This is a genomic window from Oceanobacillus zhaokaii, assembly GCF_003352005.1.
GTDB lineage: Bacteria > Bacillota > Bacilli > Bacillales > Amphibacillaceae > Oceanobacillus > Oceanobacillus zhaokaii.
In genome coordinates this window covers 3,439,710-3,461,159 of record NZ_CP024848.1, presented here as the reverse complement: position 1 = coordinate 3,461,159, position 21,450 = coordinate 3,439,710, and the positions used below count along the sequence as shown (strand labels likewise).

Annotated in this window: 16 protein-coding genes; 14 read left to right on the top strand and 2 right to left on the bottom strand. The window is 37.5% G+C overall.

Annotation, left to right across the window (positions count from 1 at the left end):
• Positions 1 to 26: 26 nt before the first annotated feature.
• Positions 27 to 509, top strand: coding sequence for a PTS sugar transporter subunit IIA (locus CUC15_RS17110; RefSeq protein WP_114917828.1), 483 nt, complete (start codon positions 27 to 29; stop codon positions 507 to 509).
• Positions 510 to 573: 64 nt separating this feature from the next.
• Here CUC15_RS17110 and CUC15_RS17105 read toward each other — a convergent pair whose 3' ends face one another.
• Positions 574 to 1,374: a MurR/RpiR family transcriptional regulator gene (locus CUC15_RS17105; protein WP_114917827.1), complete on the bottom strand. Its 801-nt coding sequence runs from the start codon at positions 1,372 to 1,374 to the stop codon at positions 574 to 576.
• 139 nt (positions 1,375 to 1,513) lie between these two features.
• Between CUC15_RS17105 and ptsG the strand changes: the two genes are divergently transcribed.
• The 12 genes from ptsG to CUC15_RS17045 all read left to right on the top strand — a co-directional run bounded on the left by ptsG (position 1,514) and on the right by CUC15_RS17045 (position 16,547).
• Positions 1,514 to 3,064, top strand: coding sequence for a glucose-specific PTS transporter subunit IIBC (gene ptsG / locus CUC15_RS17100; RefSeq protein WP_114917826.1), 1,551 nt, complete (start codon positions 1,514 to 1,516; stop codon positions 3,062 to 3,064).
• Between the two features lie 13 nt (positions 3,065 to 3,077).
• Positions 3,078 to 3,755: an N-acetylmannosamine-6-phosphate 2-epimerase gene (locus CUC15_RS17095; protein ID WP_114917825.1), complete on the top strand. Its 678-nt coding sequence runs from the start codon at positions 3,078 to 3,080 to the stop codon at positions 3,753 to 3,755.
• 97 nt (positions 3,756 to 3,852) lie between these two features.
• The gene (gene nagA / locus CUC15_RS17090) at positions 3,853 to 5,016 is read left to right on the top strand and encodes an N-acetylglucosamine-6-phosphate deacetylase (RefSeq protein WP_114917824.1); all 1,164 of its coding nucleotides are present in this window, start codon (positions 3,853 to 3,855) and stop codon (positions 5,014 to 5,016) included.
• A 2-nt stretch (positions 5,017 to 5,018) separates the two neighbouring features.
• Positions 5,019 to 5,753: a glucosamine-6-phosphate deaminase gene (nagB, locus tag CUC15_RS17085; RefSeq protein ID WP_114917823.1), complete on the top strand. Its 735-nt coding sequence runs from the start codon at positions 5,019 to 5,021 to the stop codon at positions 5,751 to 5,753.
• 385 nt (positions 5,754 to 6,138) lie between these two features.
• A complete protein-coding gene (locus CUC15_RS17080) occupies positions 6,139 to 7,566 on the top strand; it encodes a PTS mannitol transporter subunit IIBC (RefSeq protein WP_114917822.1) in 1,428 nt (475 codons plus the stop codon).
• A gap of 33 nt (positions 7,567 to 7,599) precedes the next feature.
• A complete protein-coding gene (locus tag CUC15_RS17075; RefSeq protein ID WP_114917821.1) occupies positions 7,600 to 9,708 on the top strand; it encodes a BglG family transcription antiterminator in 2,109 nt (702 codons plus the stop codon).
• 15 nt (positions 9,709 to 9,723) lie between these two features.
• A complete protein-coding gene (locus CUC15_RS17070) occupies positions 9,724 to 10,161 on the top strand; it encodes a PTS mannitol transporter subunit IIA (RefSeq protein WP_114917820.1) in 438 nt (145 codons plus the stop codon).
• Entirely contained in the window at positions 10,162 to 11,313 is a 1,152-nt protein-coding gene (locus CUC15_RS17065; RefSeq protein WP_114917819.1) for a mannitol-1-phosphate 5-dehydrogenase, read from the top strand.
• Positions 11,314 to 11,656: 343 nt separating this feature from the next.
• A complete protein-coding gene (locus CUC15_RS17060) occupies positions 11,657 to 12,433 on the top strand; it encodes a Cof-type HAD-IIB family hydrolase (RefSeq protein WP_114917818.1) in 777 nt (258 codons plus the stop codon).
• A gap of 1,013 nt (positions 12,434 to 13,446) precedes the next feature.
• Positions 13,447 to 14,766, top strand: coding sequence for an ABC transporter substrate-binding protein (locus tag CUC15_RS17055; RefSeq protein WP_114917817.1), 1,320 nt, complete (start codon positions 13,447 to 13,449; stop codon positions 14,764 to 14,766).
• A 90-nt stretch (positions 14,767 to 14,856) separates the two neighbouring features.
• Positions 14,857 to 15,735, top strand: a complete 879-nt coding sequence (locus tag CUC15_RS17050) for a carbohydrate ABC transporter permease (protein ID WP_114917816.1) — start codon at positions 14,857 to 14,859, stop codon at positions 15,733 to 15,735.
• The gene (locus tag CUC15_RS17045; protein ID WP_114917815.1) at positions 15,732 to 16,547 is read left to right on the top strand and encodes a carbohydrate ABC transporter permease; all 816 of its coding nucleotides are present in this window, start codon (positions 15,732 to 15,734) and stop codon (positions 16,545 to 16,547) included. The genes CUC15_RS17050 and CUC15_RS17045 overlap by 4 nt, the downstream gene beginning before the upstream one ends.
• Before the next feature lie 542 nt (positions 16,548 to 17,089).
• On the opposite strand, the gene tkt is transcribed toward CUC15_RS17045, so the two are convergent.
• Positions 17,090 to 19,090 (bottom strand): transketolase, encoded by a 2,001-nt coding sequence (gene tkt / locus CUC15_RS17040; RefSeq protein WP_114917814.1) that lies wholly within the window; start codon positions 19,088 to 19,090, stop codon positions 17,090 to 17,092.
• A gap of 320 nt (positions 19,091 to 19,410) precedes the next feature.
• On the opposite strand from tkt, the gene CUC15_RS17035 reads away from it, so the two are divergent.
• Positions 19,411 to 21,450, top strand: a complete 2,040-nt coding sequence (locus tag CUC15_RS17035) for a BglG family transcription antiterminator (protein WP_114917813.1) — start codon at positions 19,411 to 19,413, stop codon at positions 21,448 to 21,450.

Genomic DNA, 21,450 nt, shown 5'->3' with positions numbered 1-21,450 from the left:
TACAACGAAGACTGGAGGCAACATGTATGTTTAAGAAACTGTTTGGTAAGAAAGAAACAGAAAAATTCCTCTCACCTCTAAAAGGGGAGCTTATCCCAATTACAGAGGTTCCGGATGAAGTATTTGCAGGGAAAATGATGGGAGATGGTTTTGCGATAGTCCCGAAAGATAACACAGTGGTTTCCCCTATTACTGGTAAGGTGATTAATATTTTTCCAACAAAACACGCAATCGGTATCCTGGCAGATAGTGGTCGTGAGATATTAATTCATGTTGGAATAGACACCGTTGAATTAAAAGGAGAAGGCTTTGAGACGTTAGTGGGAATCGATGATCATGTGGAGGCTGGCCAGCCTCTATTAAAAGTTGATTTTGATTATGTTGGTAAAAATGCAACATCGGTAATTACGCCAGTCATTTTTACTAATCTGAATGAGAGTGAGACAGTAACACTAGAAAAACAAGGCGCTGTTGAACAAGGAGCGGAAGGTATTATCTCAATTAAATAAAGTGACCCTTCTGCAGCAGGACAAATTATTGAAAAGAAGATCAGCTGGCAGCCGTTGATCTTCTTTAACCATATAGGTTGATTGCTTTTAGTGTTTTTTTACGACTCTTCATTAATTCCTCATTATTCAATAATTTATAGGTCAATAAATCTAAGAAAAATAAGCTTGGTAACTGCGTATTAATAAACTTTTCGTCATCAATGTATTTATAACTCGAAATTAGAACAATCTCATCTGCTAGTTCAGTTAATTCTGTATCACGATAATTCGTTACGATGATTACAGTTGCATGTTTATCCTTTGCTAATCTTGCCGAATCAATAACGCATTTTGTTTGACCAGAATTTGAAAAGCAAATTAATAAATCATCCTCTTTTAATAAAGCACTTTTCATAAGCATCCCATGTGGATCTGTTGTTGCTCTAGAAGATATCCCCATTCGTTCAATCCTGCTATTAAATTCATTTGCAATTAATCCTGAGTTGCCAACTCCACAAAACAATATATCATTGGCATTTATAATTTGTTCAACAATCCTGCTCGTTTGTTCTTCTGTAATGAATTGCTGTGTTGATTTTAAAATAGTTTCATAATAGTGATAAATAATTTCAAATGATTCACCTGTTTTATTCTGGTCCACTCGATTATTTTTAACTAGGGAATATTTCATTTGCTGAAATGAATCAAAATCTACTTTCTGGCAAAACCTAGTAATGCTTGCTGGCGATACTTGAATTTCTTCTGATAAATCAATTATGGTTTTATCTATTACTGTATCTTTATTCGCTATTAAATATTTTATAATTTTATGATCATTCCCAGTTAATAAGGAGTTATATTTTTGTATTCTATTTTCGAAATTCATCTGATTCCTTTTCCCTTCTAAAATCTAATCTTAATCCTTATCTTAACACGCTTGTAAGGGTTTTAAAATATTCTATTGACACATTTGAAAACGTTTGATAGTATTTTTTATGAAAATATTTTCTAAAAGGAGAAAAAATATGAAAAACTTTTTCGGTAAAGCACAACAATTTGGGAAGTCATTTATGTTGCCAATTGCTATTTTACCTGCGGCAGGTCTCTTGCTTGGTATTGGTGGCGCGCTTTCTAATCCAAATACAGTTAGTGCATATCCCGTTTTAGATTATGCTTGGCTTCAAGCAATTTTTACGGTAATGAGTTCGGCCGGTAATATTGTTTTTGCAAATCTTCCGGTGATATTTGCAGTCGGTGTTGCCATTGGCTTTGCAAAGTCTGATAAGGGGACTGCTGGCTTAGCGGCTTTAATTGGTTATCTAGTAATGAATGCAACAATGAATGCCATATTAATAATCACCGGCAATTTAGCTACAGAAAATTTATCTGCAGTTGGACAAGGTGTAGCGCTTGGAATACAAACATTAGAATCCGGCGTTTTTGGCGGAATCATTGTAGGGATTATGGCTGGAATGCTTCATAATCGCTTTAATAAAATAGAGTTACCACAGTTTTTAGGCTTCTTTGGTGGTTCGCGTTTTGTTCCAATTGTAACGTCATTTTCAGCAATTATCCTTGGTGTAGTAATGTATTATATTTGGCCAATCGCCCAAAGTGTTATCTTTAATTTTGGAGATATTGTGAATGCTACAGGCTATATTGGAACATTTTTCTATGGATTTATTTTACGTATGTTAGGACCATTTGGTTTGCATCATATTTTCTACTTACCTTTCTGGCAAACAGGTTTAGGTGGTACCCTGGAAATAGCTGGACAATTAGTTCAAGGTACACAAAACATCTTCTTTGCACAATTGGGTGATCCGACAACTACGAAATTCTTTGAAGGTACTGCCAGGTTCATGTCTGGTCGCTTTATTACGATGATGTTCGGATTATTAGGTGCTGCATATGCAATTTATCGGACAGCAAAACCTGAGAAGAAAAAAGTTGTTGGTGGTTTAATGCTTTCTGCGGCACTAACATCATTCTTGACAGGTATTACAGAGCCATTAGAATTTTCTTTCCTATTCATTGCTCCATTGCTTTATGTTGTACATGCGGTATTTGATGGATTGGCATTTATGCTGGCACATATCTTTGATATCACGATAGGTCAAACATTCTCAGGTGGATTTATTGACTTTATCTTGTTTGGAGTATTGCAGGGACAAGCATTAACTAACTGGATGTATGTTATTCCAATCGGGATAATCTGGTTCTTCCTTTACTACTTTACATTCTCAATCTTAATTAAGAAGTTTAATTTTAAAACTCCAGGACGCGAAGATGAGAAAACGGCAGATACTACGGCTGAAAAAGCTGCAACAGTATCAAAAGAAGGTCGTCCTTTCGCGATTATTGAAGCATTGGGTGGAGAAGAAAATCTTGTTGATGTAGATAATTGTGCGACTCGATTACGTGTAACAGTAAAAGATGGTGAGAAAGTTAATAAAGATGCGTTAACTGAAACTGGAAGCAAAGGTGTTATAATTAAAGGAGACGGTGTTCAAGTAGTTTATGGACCACAAGTATCCGTTATAAAAAATGAAATTGAAGAAGTATTAGATAATTAGGAGCTGAAATGGAATGCATTTACCAAATAACTTAATTGTATCTTGTCAGGCACTGGAAGATGAACCTCTTCATTCTTCTTTTATTATGAGTAAAATGGCGTTAGCTGCATATCAAGGTGGCGCTAAGGGAATTAGAGCGAACTCGAAAGAAGATATCATTGAAATCAAAAAAGAAGTAAATCTGCCTGTCATCGGCATTGTCAAACGAAATTATCCTAATTCTGATGTCTATATAACTGCAACAACTAAAGAAATCGATGAATTGATAGAAAGTGGATGTGAAGTAATTGCGATGGACGCTACTTTAAGTGAAAGAGCGGAATTGCCATTAGCTGAATTAGTGAGCTATACTAGAGAAAAGGCACCAGCTGTAGAGCTGATGGCTGATATTTCTACAATTGAGGAAGCTGTGAACGCAGAAAAACTCGGATTTGATTACATTGGCACGACATTACACGGCTATACGAATCATACAAAGGGTAAATTGCTGTATGATAATGATTTTGCGTTTTTAAAAGAAGTCATTAAGGCAGTAAATAAACCAGTCATTGCAGAAGGAAATGTTGCAACACCAGAAATGCTGAAGCGAGTATTTGAGCTTGGTGTTTATTCCGCAGTCGTTGGTGGTGCAATAACAAGACCAAAAGATATTACGGCTCGATTCGCAGCTGAAATAAAAGAATTAGTATAAGGTAAAATTTAGGGTGACTCATTGGTAATGAGTCATCCTAAATTTGTAAGAACAGATATAAGATATCGAACTTATTTGGAGAGAGGGATGGGTTTCAATGGATAACACACCAATATTAATAAAGAATGCGAAAATTTTCTTAGAAGACCAAGTGATTTCGAATGGAAATATTTATATTAGCAAGGGTCAAATTAAAGAAGTTACAGCGAATAATGAATATGGAGAGGATACACAGGTCATTGATGCCACTAACCTTAATGTAATTCCAGGCTTTATCGACAGCCACATTCACGGGGCAAATGGCGCGGATGTAATGGATGCAACGGAAGAAGCACTGGATCGAATGGCATCTATATTGCCAAAGGAGGGCACGACCAGTTTTCTTGCAACTACTATTACGCAATCCCCAGAAAATATAGAGAAGGCACTAGTTAACGCTGAAAATTATGATAATAAAGCTGGTCAAGCCGAAATGGTAGGTATTCACCTTGAAGGACCATTTGTTGAAAAGTCAAAAGCTGGCGCACAACCAGTAGAGTACATAATCAAACCAAATATCGAGCAATTCAAAAAATGGCAAGAACTTTCAGGAAATAAAATTAAAACGATCACAATGGCACCCGAGCTTGATCACAATGGGGAATTTATTAAATATTTAACAGAATCAGGTGTAACGGTTTCAGCTGGGCATACGAATGCCAATTTTGCTGGGATAATGCAGGCTTCAATACATGGGGTTAGCCAGCTTACACATTTATGCAATGCAATGAATGGAATTCATCATCGAGACATTGGCGCAGTAGGAGCTGCATTTCAGCTGGAAAAATTATTTGGGGAAATTATTGCTGATGGTATACACATTTCGACAGAGATGCTACAATTAATCTATCAAAATATGGGAAGCAAACGCCTCATTCTAATTACAGATGCAATGCGTGCGAAATGCTTGTCACCGGGTGATTATGAGCTCGGCGGTCAACCTGTCATCGTGTCTGCTGACCGTGCCGTTTTGGCGGATGGGACACTTGCAGGAAGCATTTTAAAGATGGATGAGGGTGCAAAGCGAATGCTGCAGTTGGATGGTGTTTCTATGGAAAATGTCATTGAAATGGCCTCCGTAAATCCGGCAAAACAGATTGGAATTTTCGATCGAAAAGGAAGTATTGCAGAGGGAAAAGATGCAGACATTTTAATCGTTGACGACCATATGAATATTAAATACACCATATGTCGTGGTGTAGTTTCATACAAAGGAGAATAGTAATGGAATTAATTAAAGTAAAAGATTACGATGCAATGAGCGAAGAAGCATGTGCATTCTTAGTAGAAAGAATCAATCGTATTGAAAATCCGGTACTAGGACTAGCAACTGGTTCCACTCCTGAAGGTCTATATAAACGGATCATCGAAAAATATAATCAAAATGAAGTATCATTTAAAAAAGTGAAATCATTCAATTTAGATGAATATGTTGGTTTAGAAAAAGAAGACCCAAATAGCTATTACTACTTTATGAAAGATAAATTATTTGATCATGTAGATATTTCTCTTGATAATGTACGCGTACCAAATGGTGTAGCAGCAGATTTAAAACAAGAATGTGAAGCACATGAAGCAGGAATTAAAGCAGCGGGTGGCATTGACGTTCAGCTACTTGGAATCGGTGCAAATGGCCATATCGGTTTTAATGAACCTGGAACACCTTTTACTAGTAAAACGCAGGTTGTCGATCTAGAACAATCAACAATCGAAGCGAATGCTCGTTTCTTTAATTCCATTGAAGAGGTTCCAACTCAAGCAATTTCAATGGGAATCGAAACAATCATGAACAGCAACGAAATCCTATTACTTGTTTCAGGTGAAAATAAAGCAGATGCATTAGCTAAATTAATTAACGGTGAAGTAACGGAAGATGTGCCAGCATCTGTCTTGCAGAACCATGCAAATGTAACAATAATTGCAGATGAAGCAGCATTATCTGTTGTTAATGGAAAATAAATAATGATCAAGCGCTCGGGAATTAGCCTGTGCGCTTGTTTTTTATTAATCGGGAAGTTTTGATATATTTTATAGATGTTGTGCATCTTAATACGATCTTACTGTTAAGGAGGAGCCAAAAGTAAGTGAGATGGAGTGACTGACTGTCACTTAGATTGGAGCGAAAAAATGACAAGATAGAGCTCTCAACTGCTCGCCCTTCAACTGGGGTGAAATAGCACAAAATAGAAGTGCAAATCAAACTATTCCAAAACTAAGCAATTAAATTTTGTCAACATTACATTTGCCAAATTGCTGTTTACATTACATTGATTATTACGTATTAAACTCCTACGATAGAACTAAGGATTAATTATAATTTTTTTACTTTGAGAGGAGTATTATTATGGCTGAAAAAACGGGCTTCCGGGCCAAATTGCAACGTTTTGGTAGTTATTTGAGTGGCATGGTTATGCCTAATATTAGTGCTTTTATCGCATGGGGAATCATTACAGCTTTATTTATTCCAGATGGCTGGTGGCCAAATGAGGATATTGCAGCTTTAGTTGACCCAACGATTAAGTATCTGTTACCGCTATTAATAGCGTTTACAGGTGGACGAATGGTTTATGACTTACGCGGTGGGGTCGTAGGTGCGACTGCAGCAATGGGGGTTATTGTTGGTGCAGATGTACCGATGTTCCTTGGGGCTATGATTATCGGTCCATTAGCTGGGTATTTGATGAAGAAAGTTGATGAATTATTCCAGCATCGAATTCGTCAAGGATTTGAAATGCTTTATAATAATTTCTCTGCGGGGATTCTAGCCGCAATTCTGGCAATCTTTGGCTTATGGGGAATAGGACCAGTTGTGGGCTCACTAACCGGTTTACTTGCAGCTGGGGTTGAAGTAATTGTTGGAGCGAATTTATTACCACTGGCAAATATCATTGTTGAGCCAGCGAAAATTTTATTCTTGAACAACGCAATTAATCATGGTATTTTAACACCACTTGGGCTAGAACAAGCGGCTGAAGCAGGAAAATCAATCCTCTTCTTGCTTGAAGCGAACCCTGGTCCAGGACTAGGTATTTTGCTTGCATTCACTTTCTTTGGAAAAGGTGCATCAAGAAGCTCTGCACCTGGTGCAGCTATTATCCAATTTTTCGGTGGGATTCACGAAATTTACTTCCCATACGTGTTAATGAAGCCAGCATTAATTTTAGCAGCAATTGCTGGTGGTGTAAGTGGTGTATTCGTATTCCAAATCTTCGGAGCTGGATTAGTAGCAGCAGCTTCACCTGGTAGTATCATTGCGGTATTAGCAATGACAGCGAAAGATAGTTACCTTGGTGTTATCGCTGGTGTGCTAGTAGCAGCGGTTGTTTCCTTTATTATATCTGCAATCATTTTGAAATCGAGTAAAGCAGAGGAAGAAGACTTATCTGAAGCAACGAGCAAAATGGAAGAAATGAAAGGGAAGAAAAGCTCTGTGGCGGGAACACTGAACAAAGAAGCGGCTGAGAAAGACGAAGCAGCATCCGAAGCGAAACGCACAGAAGATATTAATAAAATTATCTTTGCATGTGATGCTGGAATGGGGTCAAGTGCAATGGGTGCCTCCCTTCTTAAGAATAAATTTAAGAAATCAGACATTGATATTTTTGTTACAAACAAAGCAATTAATGAAATTCCGGATGATGCCGATATCGTTATCACCCATAAAGATTTAACGGATCGTGCAAAAGCGAAACTTCCAACAGCTGAGCATATATCTGTAGAAAACTTCTTAAATAGTCCAAAATACGATGAGCTCGTGAATCGTCTGAAATAATAATGTTATGTTACTGTAAGGGGGTGAACAGTATTGAATATTACTAGTCGTGAACGGAAAATAATCGATCTTTTATTGAAGAATGATGGGGATCTAACGGTAAGAACGATTGCTGAAGCGGTTGATGTAAGTGAACGAACGATCCATCGTGACTTAAAGAGTGTCGAGAAAATACTTTTCGGTTATCACTTAGAATTAACGAAAAAGTCCGGTGTCGGAATCAAAATCATTGGTGACGAGACAGATAAACTTCAGCTCCAATTCGCGCTTTCCGATGTATCGATCTATGACTTTTCACCAGAGGAGAGGCAATCCGTTATCCTGGCAACACTTCTAGAAATGAATGAGCCTGTTAAACTGTTCACCCTTGCAGATGAATTAAAAGTAACAGAAGCAACAATTAGTCATGATTTGGATCAGCTTGAAGAGGAAGTTGCAACATTCCATCTTGTCTTAGTTAGAAAAAGAGGATATGGTGTGGAAATAGAGGGAAATGAAGAGGAGAAACGTGCTGCGTTGAGTTACTTAATTACAAAGCATGTTGATCCTTTTGAGTTTGTCACCTTGATAAAAGATAGCATTCAAAAGAAGTCAACACATCATTTGAATGCTATTTCCAATCGTTTATTGCATTTTGTTAATCCAGAAAAGCTGAGCATAATTGAAAGTGTCGTGGAAAGTGCAAGAGGTGTATTACCGTATGAATTAGCGGACAGCGCCCATATTGGACTTGTTGTTCATCTTGCACTCGCGATGGAACGGCTGCAAAAAGGGGAAATGATTAAGTTTGATCAAGCTTTTTTGCAACGAATTGAAAGAACGAAAGAATATGCGATTGCAAAAAGCATGATTAATAAGCTGGAAAAGAAGCTGAAGCTTGATATTCCAGATGATGAGATTGGCTATATAACAATGCATTTAATGGGTGCAAAAGTACGAGTGGATCAAGAATATTTAATAGAAGAATCTAGTATCGATATTGCGTTTCAAGCAAAGGCATTGATTCAATATGTTAGCAAAAATGTAAATGTCGATCTAACGAAGAATGCTTCGTTACTGCATGACTTAGTAGCTCATTTAAAACCAACCATCTATCGCTTGCAGCAACGCATGCAAATTAAGAATCCGATGATCAAGGAAATCATGGTTGATTATCATGATTTATTTTATTTGATCCAGGATGGTGTTCGTGAGACATTTCCAGATATGGACTTTCCCGACGATGAAATTGGCTATCTTGTGCTCCACTTCGCTTCCACGATATTAAATGATGAGAAAGAGTTAGATTTACGGGCTTTAGTGATTTGCTCTAGTGGAATTGGTACGGCAAAGATGCTTGCGACTAAGTTAATGCAACGAGTTCCGGAAATCAAAAAGGTGGATAATAAATCACTCTTTGATTTGCGTCATTTGGACCTTGAGCGATATGACATTATCGTCTCCACGATTCCATTAAAGGGATTCGACCGGGAATACTTTCAAACATCGCCAATGTTAACCAATGGAGAAGTACACCGCATCAAGAAAAAGGTGAGACAACGGAAGCTCAGCTTTCAGTCGGGAAAAAACAGTGTTGCACCAAATACTGTTCACGAGAGAGCAGAAAACAGTGACATTATACTTAATATAGAAGCAATCCAGAATTACTCAAAAGCGATTTTGGATCTTCTGGATTCATTCCATATTCAGCAGACATCAGAAAATCAGACAATCGATTCGATCCTAAAGGGTGCCTGCAAGACATTAGAAACAGAAAAAATGATACAAAATAAAGAAAAGGTTGTTAAAAGACTGCAAGAAAGGGAACAGTTAAGTGGACTAGGTATTCCTAATACATCTGCAGCACTTTATCATACCCGTTCAAATGACATCATCAAATCAAGCTTCACCATTTATGCATTAGCCAATCCGCTAACGATTCAGGGGATGGACAATGAACAAATGAGAGTGGACACGATATTATTAATGCTCGCCCCGGAAATGGTGAATCAAGAAGTGCTGGAGGTCTTTAGTTTCTTAAGCAGTTTGTTAATCCAAGATCCGATGAGCATCGCGTTATTTGCAACAGGTGATGAGGCAAAGGTAAAACAATATTTAGCTGAACAGTTTCAGCAGTTTTTAATCGAAAAAAATTTATTATAGGGAGTGCATCAAGTAATGGCAAAAGAAATACTAAGTGAAAATAATATCCAGTTAAATGTAAGTTTGAATAATAAGGAAGAGGCAATTCGATATACAGGTGGAATCCTCGTTGATAATGGCTACGTAAACGCGTCTTATGTAGATAAAATGTTAGAAAGAGAAGAATTAACATCTACGTTTATGGGAAATAACGTTGCTATTCCTCATGGTACGGAGGACGCGAAGGACCAAGTAATAGAAACTGGCTTATCCGTTGTAACAGTACCAGATGGCGTTGATTTTGGTGATGAAAATATTGTTAAAATTTTAATTGGAATCGCTGGAAAAGGCGATGATCATCTAGAGGTTCTTTCAAATATTGCGATCGTTTTATCAGAAGAAGAAAATATCCAAAAAATAGTGGATGCAACTTCAAAAGAAGAAATCATTCGTATTTTTGAAGAGGTGAACTAAATGTTAGCAGTACATTTTGGAGCAGGAAATATTGGTAGAGGTTTTATTGGACTATTATTGAATCAAGCAAACTACCACACAACATTTGTAGACGTAAATGCAGCGACAGTTGAAGAAATAAATAAGAAGCAGCAATACAATGTCGTGCTTGCCGCTGAAGAAAGTGAAACAGTGACAGTGAAAAATGTATCTGCAATCAATAGTATCGCCGATCCAGACAAAGTGATTGAAGCTATTCGCGAAGCAGACCTCATCACAACTGCTGTTGGACCGAATATCTTAGCAATTATTTCTGAGTTAATCGCAAAAGGCTTAAGTGAACGAGCGAAAACAAACAAGAAGCCACTGAATTTAATTGCTTGTGAAAACATGGTTGGCGGCAGTGATTTATTAAAAGAGAAAGTATACAGCCATATCACAGAAGCAGAGCACAACGCATTTGATGAACTTTACGGATTCCCAAATGCCGCTGTTGACCGGATTGTACCAAATCAAGTAAACGAGGATCCTTTAGAAGTTTCTGTAGAACCCTACTTTGAATGGGTAGTAGAGGAGCCAGCATTTAAAGGGGAAGTCCCAGCAATTAACAGTGTAACCTATGTAGAGGATTTAAAACCTTACATCGAAAGAAAACTATTTACAGTTAACACAGGTCACGCAGTCCCGGCTTATATTGGTCGCCAAATGGGTTACAAAACAATTAATGAAGCAATGCATGATGAAAAAGTTCAAGAAATCATCAAAGGAGCATTAGCAGAATCCGGTGAAGCAGTCATCCAAACATATGACTTTGATCGAGCTGAACATCAAGAATACATCGATAAAATTATTGGCAGGTTTATGAATCCATATATCTCTGACGATGTAACAAGGGTTGCTCGTGGTCCAATTCGTAAGCTAGGAGCAAATGATCGCTTAATCCGTCCTGCAAGTGTATATATGGAAGTAACTGGCGGGAAAGAGCCAACATACCTTGCAAAAACAATTGCTGCAGCTCTGAACTACAAATTCGATGAAGACAAAGAAGCCGTTGAATTACAGCAAATAATCGCTGATAATGGTATTGTTAAAACGCTTGAAAAGGTTTCGGGGTTAGCTGCAGATCATCCGCTTACTGGGGTGATTTTGCGGGAAGTTGAGGGGTTGGAGTAGGAGAAAGAGTTGAGTGGACTTTGCGCTCGAACAGCTTGATTTCATATCCTAATTGCTTGGACATTAAAATCAATTCAACTACGAAAAACTTCAAATATTGATGATGAAATACTAGATTCAGTTTGCAGGATTTATACCTGTAATTGAGTCTAGTATTTTTAGTAATTAAAAAGTACCAAGCTTTCGTACTACATAAGTGCAACGAAGCCGGTCTCTACATGGCTTGGTTAAACCACAAGTTTCAGTATACTTTCATTGAAGTATAAATCCCGTTCAAAATTTCATAATCTTAGGAACACACAATATCTGTGCTATAGTAGTATCAAAAAGCGAGGGATATGACATGACAAAAAAACTGATATTTTTCGACATTGATGGAACGCTTTTTGATGATGAGAAAAAGCTACCTGCATCGACAAAGAAGGCAATTGGGCAATTACATGATCAAGGCCATGAGATCGCGATTGCAACTGGTCGCTCGCCGTTTAATTTTAAGGAATTACAAGCCGAGCTAAACATTGATGCATATGTAAGCTTTAATGGGCAATACGTTGTACATAATAACGAAGTCATTTATAAGAATGCGATTGATCCGGATAAATTAGCAGAATTGACAAGATTCTCTATGGAAAAGGAACATCCGTTAGTATATATGAACGAAGCGGAATGGAATTCTAATATTGAGAGCCATGAACAAATTAATGAAGCAATAGATTCACTTAAGGTTAATAGTGAACTAACATATAATCCTTCCTTTTTTAAAGGGCGGGAAATTTACCAAACACTGCTTTTCTGCACAGAAGAAAATGATTATATGTATCAGAATAAGTTTCCAGAACTTGATTTCGTAAGATGGCATACATATTCATTAGATGTAATTCCAATGGGAGGTTCCAAGGCAAACGGAATTGAACAGCTTGTACGTCATTTAGGCATCGATCTGCAAGATGTTTATGCGTTTGGTGATGGGTTGAATGATATCGAAATGCTGAAGCTTATTCCAAATAGTATTGCAATGGGCAATGGACATGAAGAGGCAAAAAAGGTAGCGAAGTATGTAACGAAGCATGTTGGTGATGATGGGATATTGCATGGGTTGAAGATGGTTGGGTTGTTGTAAGTAGTATTTGATATGGCGAAATTAGGATGATTTCTATCATTTCCGGGGAAATATCGACAAAATAAATACGCTTATATTCGGTAAAATTCGGGTAGTGATGTTGAATATAAAATATCTGTAAAATAAGGACATTCAATGAAATGTGAGTGATTAAGTATCAAAAGTTAAAAGTTGCTATACCCAATGAGTAAGCGTTTCTTACCATTAGGTATAGCAATTTTATTTGAATTGTAACTTTTTATTTAACTTACAACTGTGTGGTCTAACTCCGCCTTATCTTAGATTTACCAGCCTTTATCCTATCCCTTCTATGTGTTTATTTTGATTGATTCCATCTGTACTATATTTCCTGTACATTTCGTGATACCTGATTAGACACTTCTATTTTACCGAAAGAGAATCATTATGGCTTTTCTCATTGCCTAGTTTTTCTTTGGAAGACCAGAAGAACGATTCTGTTGGCCTTTTTTATTCCGCCTCTCTGAATTTAGTAGAAAAATAGGTTATTGGTGTTGGAAACTACCACTGCCAGAATTCTTTGCCATAGGAACTTCTTAAGTAGTGAAACTAATCTCATTTAAACCACGAGAGCTGTCCGAGAGGTTTAAACAAGAATAAGAGTGTTCACTGAGGGTATCCTGCCTATTGCTATTTCCTAATATTAAAATAGTATGAATCTATATAAATAATGTGACTATATCTTGAATATAGAATATTTTAATTTTATAGACAATAAACAGGTTGGATGGTATAATCTCCCTATCTAGTCGATTAGATAGGGAAAAATTCTTATGCAAAGCTAATAATTCTTGCAAATACACAAGAATAGTGCTTCAGTCAGAATGAATGAAAGCGTTTTAATGGTGACGGTTGATTAAATGATATCGAGCTGTTGGAAATTAATGAACCTCGTCTTCTTAGAAATGAACTAAAAGTAGAGATTAACGCAGGAGGTGTCGTGGGGGCGTCTGTAAAAAGTTTATAAATATACACATAAATAAGGGAGGATTAATATGAGAAAGAAATGGAATCACTTGAGGAAAGTCAGCTTAACATTTGCAGTTGTAGTAGGTTTAAGTGCTGTACTTTGGGGGTGTAGTGGAGGAACAAAGGAGAGTACAGCTGAAACTGGCAACACCTCTACTGAAGAGCAAAGTCAAACGATTCGATTGGTAGCAGCTAATCATCCATGGACCGAAGCGATCAAGCCACTTCTTCCTGAATTTGAAAAAGAAACGGGTATAAAGGTGAAAGTTGACAGCTACTTTGAAGACCAGCTTTCTCAAAAGACCTCGGTCGAATTTGCTGCGAATGCAAAAAGTATAGATGTTGTTATGTTCCGCCCGCTTCAAGATGGAAAGCAATTTGAGAAAAATGGCTACTTCGCTACATTAAATGATTACGTTTCAAAAGAAAAAAGCTCTACTGATGATTTTATTCCTTCTGCTTTAGGCAGTGTGAAAAAAGGGGACAATCTTTATGGGTTTCCGGTCGTGACTGAATCGACCGTTTTATACTATCGTAAAGATATTCTAGATGAAGCAGGACTTACACCTCCGACCACGTTGGATGAGTTGAAAGAACAGGCAGAGCAATTGAGCGATCCCGATAACGGTTTGTATGGGTTTGTAGCTCGTGGGAAGCGTTCCCCAGCCGTTACTCAGTTTTCAAGTTTCCTATATAGCCATGGTGCAGATTTCATGAAAGATGGAAAAGCTACCCTGAATACGCCTGAGGCTATTGATGCTTTCGAATATTATGGTGGTATGCTAAAGGACTATGGCCCTCCTGGAACATTAAACATGAGCTGGCCTGAAGCAATGGCTGTCTTTACACAAGGAAAAGCAGTGTTCTATACGGATGCATCTGCGCTCTATACGAACGCAACCGATCCTTCGAAATCAAACGTGGCAGATAAAGTTGGTTTTGCACCGTTCCCTGCTGGTCCCGGAGGAAACCATGTGGCTGCTCCTCCAGCATGGGCTGTTGCAATCGGAGCCAATTCTGAAAAGAAAGATGCAGCATGGGAATTCGTGAAGTGGGCAACAAGTAAGGATATTGTTTTGAAACTCCAAAAAACTGGAATTACAGGTGCTCTTACTTCTGTATGGGAATCACCAGAGGGAACGGAGAAATTCCCTAAAGATCTCGCGGAGGCTATTGTGACAAACAACAAATATGGTATACCGTATGACCGCCCTGCTATTGTCAATGTGGGTGCGGCAAGGGATGCAATCGGTGATGTCATAAATGCAGCGATTGAAGGTAAGGACGTAAAAGCTGAAGCAGAGGAAGCCAACAAAGCCTTCCAAGATATTCTGGATAAGGAATAAGAGAATCAAGGAAATTGACTCTCTTCAGAAGTCATTTTCCTTGGTTAAATTGTCCATATATTTGGTTTTTGAAGGAAAGGAGAAGACAGCATGTCTTACTGGTTCGACAAACATGTAAAATGGATTTACCCTCTCCCGGCAGTACTATTTGTGGCCTTGATGATGGTTTTTCCAATTGGTTATACCTTCTGGCTTAGTTTCAATGAATGGAGCATGTCAAATGTGGCGCCACCTTTGTGGGTAGCTTTCGAAAATTATAAAGAGCTATTTGCAGATGAATTGTTTCGGCAGTCGCTTTGGACCACTTTTTATTTTACCTTTATTGCTGTTGCAGTGCAGACTGTACTTGGGGTACTTCTTGCTCTTTTGTTAAACGCACATTTTATTGGTAAAGGAATTGTGAAAACCCTTTTCCTTCTTCCAATGGTTGCAACACCAGTAGCCATCGGTCTAGTTTGGGTTTTAATTTACGAACCCAATGTAGGTGTTGCCAATATTTTTTTACAAGTCATGGGTTTACCAGCTCAGGAATGGCTGGCATCGCCTGATCTTGTTCTCCCATCTTTGATTATCATTGATGTATGGGAATGGACTCCTATGATCGCTCTCATTGTCCTTGCAGGGCTTGTTTCACTGCCAAAGGATCCCTATGAAGCAGCTATTGTGGATGGGGCTAATCGTTTTCAAATCTTTTGGAAGATCACCTTGCCGCTTTTGCAGCCAACTATATACTCAGCTGTCTTGCTTCGTTTGATTGATGCATTAAAAACATTCGATATTATCTATGCAACGACTCAAGGGGGACCAGGAACATCTTCACAGACACTAAACATTTATGGATATGTATTAGGTTTCCAATATTTCCAACTTGGGAAGGCCTCGGCCCTATTAATGGTGTTCTTTGCCATTGTACTTGCCCTTAGCATTCTAGTGATTTTCTTGCGTAAAAAGGTGGGTGTTTCTATATGATAAAAAAAAGGATGAAATTGATTTTTATGAGTTTAGCAGTGTATCTGATTCTATTTATCTTTATCGCACCTTTCCTTTGGATGGTCTTGGCATCGTTTAAGACCCAGCAACAGATTTTAGATACATCTAATCTCTTAGCCATAACGCCAAGTTTTTCTAACTTTGTCAATGTATTTACCCAATACGAATTTATGGGTTTCATTGGGAACTCTTTTCTTGTTGCTGTGGCATCCACATTTTTAGGTCTTTTGTTAGGATTGCCTGCTGCTTATTCCATCGCAAAATACAAACAAAATGGTCTCGGTTTGTTAATTCTCGTTGCTCGTATAGTCCCAGGTATTTCATTTTTGATTCCTTGGTTCATCATCTTTTCAAAACTGGAACTTATAGATACATATACAGCTCTGACTCTCAGTCATGTGCTTGTGACTATGCCATTTATTATTTGGGTTATGATCCCTTTTTTCGAAAGCTTGCCAGGAGAATTAGAGGAATCAGCAAGAATAGATGGTTGTACGACAACCGGTGCACTAATTAGGATTATATTGCCGATTTCAGGTCCTGGGATTATCACGGCTTCCATACTAGCCTTTATTTTTTCATGGAACAATTTCATGTTCTCACTGATTCTAGCAGGTGAAAACACCAAAACTTTGCCAATTGCTATCTTTAATTTCCTTTCCTATTCTGAAATTAACTGGGGAGGTTTAATGGCTGCATCCGTAATTATCACATTACCTGTTCTTATTATCGCCCTCTTCATGCAGCGCTATATTATTGCGGGGATGACTGGTGGGGCGGTTAAAGGTTGAGCCTAAGGGAGGTTCTCGTAGCTTTTTTCTTTAGACCCTTAATCTCTAGCTGTATTGTTCTAGACTTACATAAAAATCTGAGACAAAAAAACACCTTCTTAGGCTGCTATTCCTCTAAATTCAATAGGGGATTGGTAGCCTGATTTATCATGAATACGTTCTTTGTTATAATACCTCATATGCATGCACACGATTCATTACTTCCTCAGTGATAAAGAATCATATCATTCTTCTGACTTTATATTAGAAAATTCCTGGATTTATCCCAATAGATAGGTTCGGTTTGATAATAAACGTCCTGGATTTCCATTTGCGTTTGGTTTAATACGACACTGTAAATTAAATCTTTGTATTACGTTGAACTGTATTCCTACGTAATTTTACCTTATCTCTACTAATTGATTTGAAAGATAGAATAGTGGGATGGGACGGAGTAACCCCTGTCCCATAGTGGAGTCGAGCGGCTTGTGTCTTAAATCCAGCGACGCATCAAAACCAAAAAAAGCGCCCAGGCCACAGCCTGAGCACTCTCTCAACAATCCTTATTTAACTACAGATTCCACATGTTTAACAACATTTTCTACAGTAAATCCGTATTCTTCCATTACTTTTTCACCTGGTGCAGATGCGCCGAATGTATCGATTGCGATTACTTTTCCTGCGTCACCTACATAGCGGTTCCAGCCGAATGATGATGCCATTTCAACACCAACACGTGCTTTAACGTTAGAAGGGATAACAGATTCTTTGTAAGCTTCGTCTTGTTTCTCAAAGCGATCCCATGATGGCATGCTGACAACGCGAACGTCGATATCTTTTTCTTTTAATGCTTTTTGTGCATATACTGCTAATTGTACTTCAGATCCAGTCGCTAAGATTAATGCATCTGGAGTTTCTTTTTCAGAGTTGCTTACAACATAAGCACCTTTCTTAACGCCTTCGTATGCATTTTCTTTTGTACCTTCTAAAGTAGGTAGATCTTGTCTTGTTAATGCAAGTGCTGTTGGTTGATTAGTTGATTCAACCGCTAAGCGCCATGCTGCTGCAGTTTCATTAGCATCTGCAGGACGGATTAGAGATAGGTTAGGGATTACACGTAATGCTGCTAAATGCTCAACAGGTTCGTGTGTTGGACCATCTTCCCCAACTGCAATTGAATCATGTGTGAACACATACGTAACAGGTGCGTTCATGATTGATGCTAAACGGATAGAAGGACGCAGGTAGTCACTGAACACGAAGAATGTTCCACCGAATACGTTCAATCCACCATGTAATGCCATACCATTCAGTGCTGCTCCCATTGCATGTTCACGAACACCGAACCAAATATTTCTTTCATTATAAGAGTTACGTGAGAAGTCACCTTCACCGTTAATTGTTGTTTTGTTTGAACCAGCTAAGTCAGCACTTCCACCGAAGAAGCTTGGAACAGCTTTTGCTACAGCATTTAGAACCTTACCTGAAGATGCACGAGTAGCCATATTGTCGCCTACTTCAAATGCAGGAAGTTCTTTTTCCCAGCCTTCAGGAAGTTTTCCGCTGATAGCAGTTTCAAATTCAGCTGCTAATTCAGGGTATTTTTCTTTGTAAGTAGTAAGTAAATCATTCCATGCTGCTTCTTTTTCTTCGCCGTCTTTGCCGATTTTTTCATTGAAATCAGCATAAACTTCTTCTGGAACAGAGAAATCTTCATGTGTCCATTTGTAGAATTCTTTTGTAAGCTTCACTTCATCGGTACCAAGTGGTGAACCATGTGAAGTAGAAGAACCTGACTTATTCGGTGAACCGTAACCAATGATTGTTCTAACTTCGATCAATGTTGGTTGCTCTGTATTTGCTTGTGCTTCTTTAATTGCAGCACGGATTGCATCTACATCGTTACCATCTTCTACACGAATTACTTGCCATCCGTATGCTTTAAAGCGTTGTTCCGTATTTTCAGAGAATGATTTATTCAAATCACCGTCTAATGAAATATCATTAGAGTCATACAATGCGATTAATTTTCCTAATCCTAAATGACCTGCTAATGATGCTGCCTCATGAGAGATACCTTCCATTAGATCACCATCACTAACAAGTGCGTAAGTATAATGATCAACAACAGAAATATCGTCTTTATTATATTTTGCTGCTAAATGTGCTTCTGCCATTGCAAAACCAACAGACATTGCAATCCCTTGTCCAAGTGGACCAGTTGTTGCTTCCACACCATCTGTATGATGTACTTCAGGATGTCCTGGAGTTTTTGATCCCCATTGACGGAATGATTTTAAGTCGTCAATAGAAACTTGATAACCAGATAAATGAAGTAAGCTATATAGAAGCGCTGAACCGTGACCAGCTGAAAGTATGAAACGGTCGCGATCAAACCATTTTGAATTCTTAGGATTGTGATTCATGAAATCAGTCCATAATGTGTATGCCATTGGTGCAGCACCCATTGGAAGACCAGGATGACCAGAATTCGCTTTTTCGATTGCATCAATCGACAATGTACGAATCGTATTAATGGATAACTGTTCGATATTATTTGACATTGTGTAATCTCCTTTGTTTAAAAATTAAAATTGTACCTAACCCTATTCTATTATGTAACGTTTTCAATAACAAGTATTAATTAGTTTATTTGTTAAACTAATTGTTTTTTGTATATTATTAGTTGGAATAGTATGGAAATTTTTTAGAATTACGACGATGATGCAGGATATTTATAGTGAATGGAAAAGTATGGTAACTTTATCACTGAGAGTCTTAAGCACAATTTTAATTGAAATTGAGGTACATAGATTGGGTCCAAATGGGATTGAATATTATATGTAAGCGCTTTAAAATAAAATTAAGGAATGGGGGCCTACCATTGTTTGATCTAAGATCTTATTCGTTATTTAAAGAGATTATGAATCACGATCAAGTGACAAAAGCTGAAGTAATGAGGAAATCAAATTTAACAGAGCGACAGTTCAATTATGATTTTGAAAAAATGAATGATGCTCTGGCTAGTCTTAACCTGCCGACTGTAAAACAGGATAACAATATATTTATTATTGATGAAGCTTTGCTAGAGGTATACAAATCTGGAATTGCTTTAAAACTAAATCCAAATCAATTTGTATTTTCCGAATTAGACAGGGTTTATCTTATATACTTATACACTTTTATTCGACAAGAAACTGTCTCCAATTATCATTACCAATTGCTTGTTGGTGTCAGTAAGAATACTGCACTAGCAGATGTAAAAAGAGTAAGAGAGCTGTGTGAGGAATGGAATATCCAAATTATTTACACAAGAGCGGAAGGTTACCACCTCTCGGGTAATGAATTGGATAAACGAAAATTAGCTTTGTATTGTATTAATACATTATTGTCAGAGGACCTTGGGAAAGAAATCCTTCTACTCGTACTGAGAACATGGGGATGTGAAAATTATCTCGTTTTGACTCAGCAAATATTGGATGAATTTTTAGTAGAAAAGGATATCGATCTTGTAAAAAGCAGGAAAGCAGAAATGATTTGGAATCTTACTTTTGTGAGGATAAGAAAGAAAAATGATTCATTAGTATTTAAAGAATTTGAGAAAAGATTTATTGAAAGACAAAAACTATTTGAATTTGGTAAAAGCTTAGCAAACCAATTATTTACTAAAGGTGGTGAGGCTGAAAGCTACTATGTAACAATCCAATTACTAATTGCGTTACAGGAGGTTTCTATTGAAGAGAATCCATCCTTAGTAGAGCTTGCAGAACGAATCATTGAAGAATTTGAACGAGTCACATTATTACCGATTGAGGATAAACATTACTTACTAAAAAGTCTATACAATCACTTAGTTCCCGCATTTTTTAGAATATCTTTTGGTATACCATTAGTGAATCCTATGGCAACTAGAATTAAGCAAGATTATGCTTATTTATTTCAATTTGTAAAAACTGCGCTAGCGCCATTGTCAATGTGGACTGGGAAGAAGATTAGTGAGGACGAGGTAGGATATTTTACACTGCATTTTGGAAGTTATCTTGAAAAGGATAAAAAGCCAAGAAATGAACATTTAAATGGCTTAATTGTTTGCGCAAATGGCATAAGTACCTCACTAATGCTAAAGGCACAGCTTAATGAGATGTTTCCTATGATCAATTTTACAAGCATACACTCTGCAGAGGAAATAGCTAATGTAGCAAAATCGAGTTATGATTTAATCTTTTCAACTGTGGAGGTTGATTCTACTAAGCCGGCATATCTATTGAAGCCATTACTTTCACAAGTAGAAAAGAATTACCTTTTACAGGCAGTTGCAACAGATTTTCCTAGGTTGGACTACAGCCTTATATCTGTAGATAAACTAATGGGAATTATTAAAAAACATGCAGAGATAAAAGACGAAGAAAAGTTATTTTCAGAGCTCGTCGATAAGTTATACTTTAAAAAATCTAATAAAGGTAGGTATTCACCAATGCTTTCAGAATTATTAACAGAAGACATGATTCATTTTACTTCCGAAAGTTTAGATTGGCATCATGCAATTTCAATGGCCGCAGAACCATTGGTCAATGCCGAAAGTGTAGAGGAACGTTATGTTGATGCAATGATTAAAAACGTAGAAGAAATAGGAACTTATATTCACGTCGGCAAGGGGATTGCTATTCCGCATGCACGACCTGAGGAGGGTGTAAAAGAGATTGGTATGTCCTTCTTAAGAACGAAAAAACCTGTATTGCTTTTAGATAAAGAAGAACATGCAATCGATGTTTTTATATGTATTGCAGCAGTCGATAATGAATCTCATTTGAAGGCACTTGCATCGTTAACAAAGATTCTAGCAGACGATACTCTGTTACGGGAAATAAAAGAAGCAGAGACGTCAGAGCAAATAATAGAGATTATTAAAAAGGGAGAGAATTAA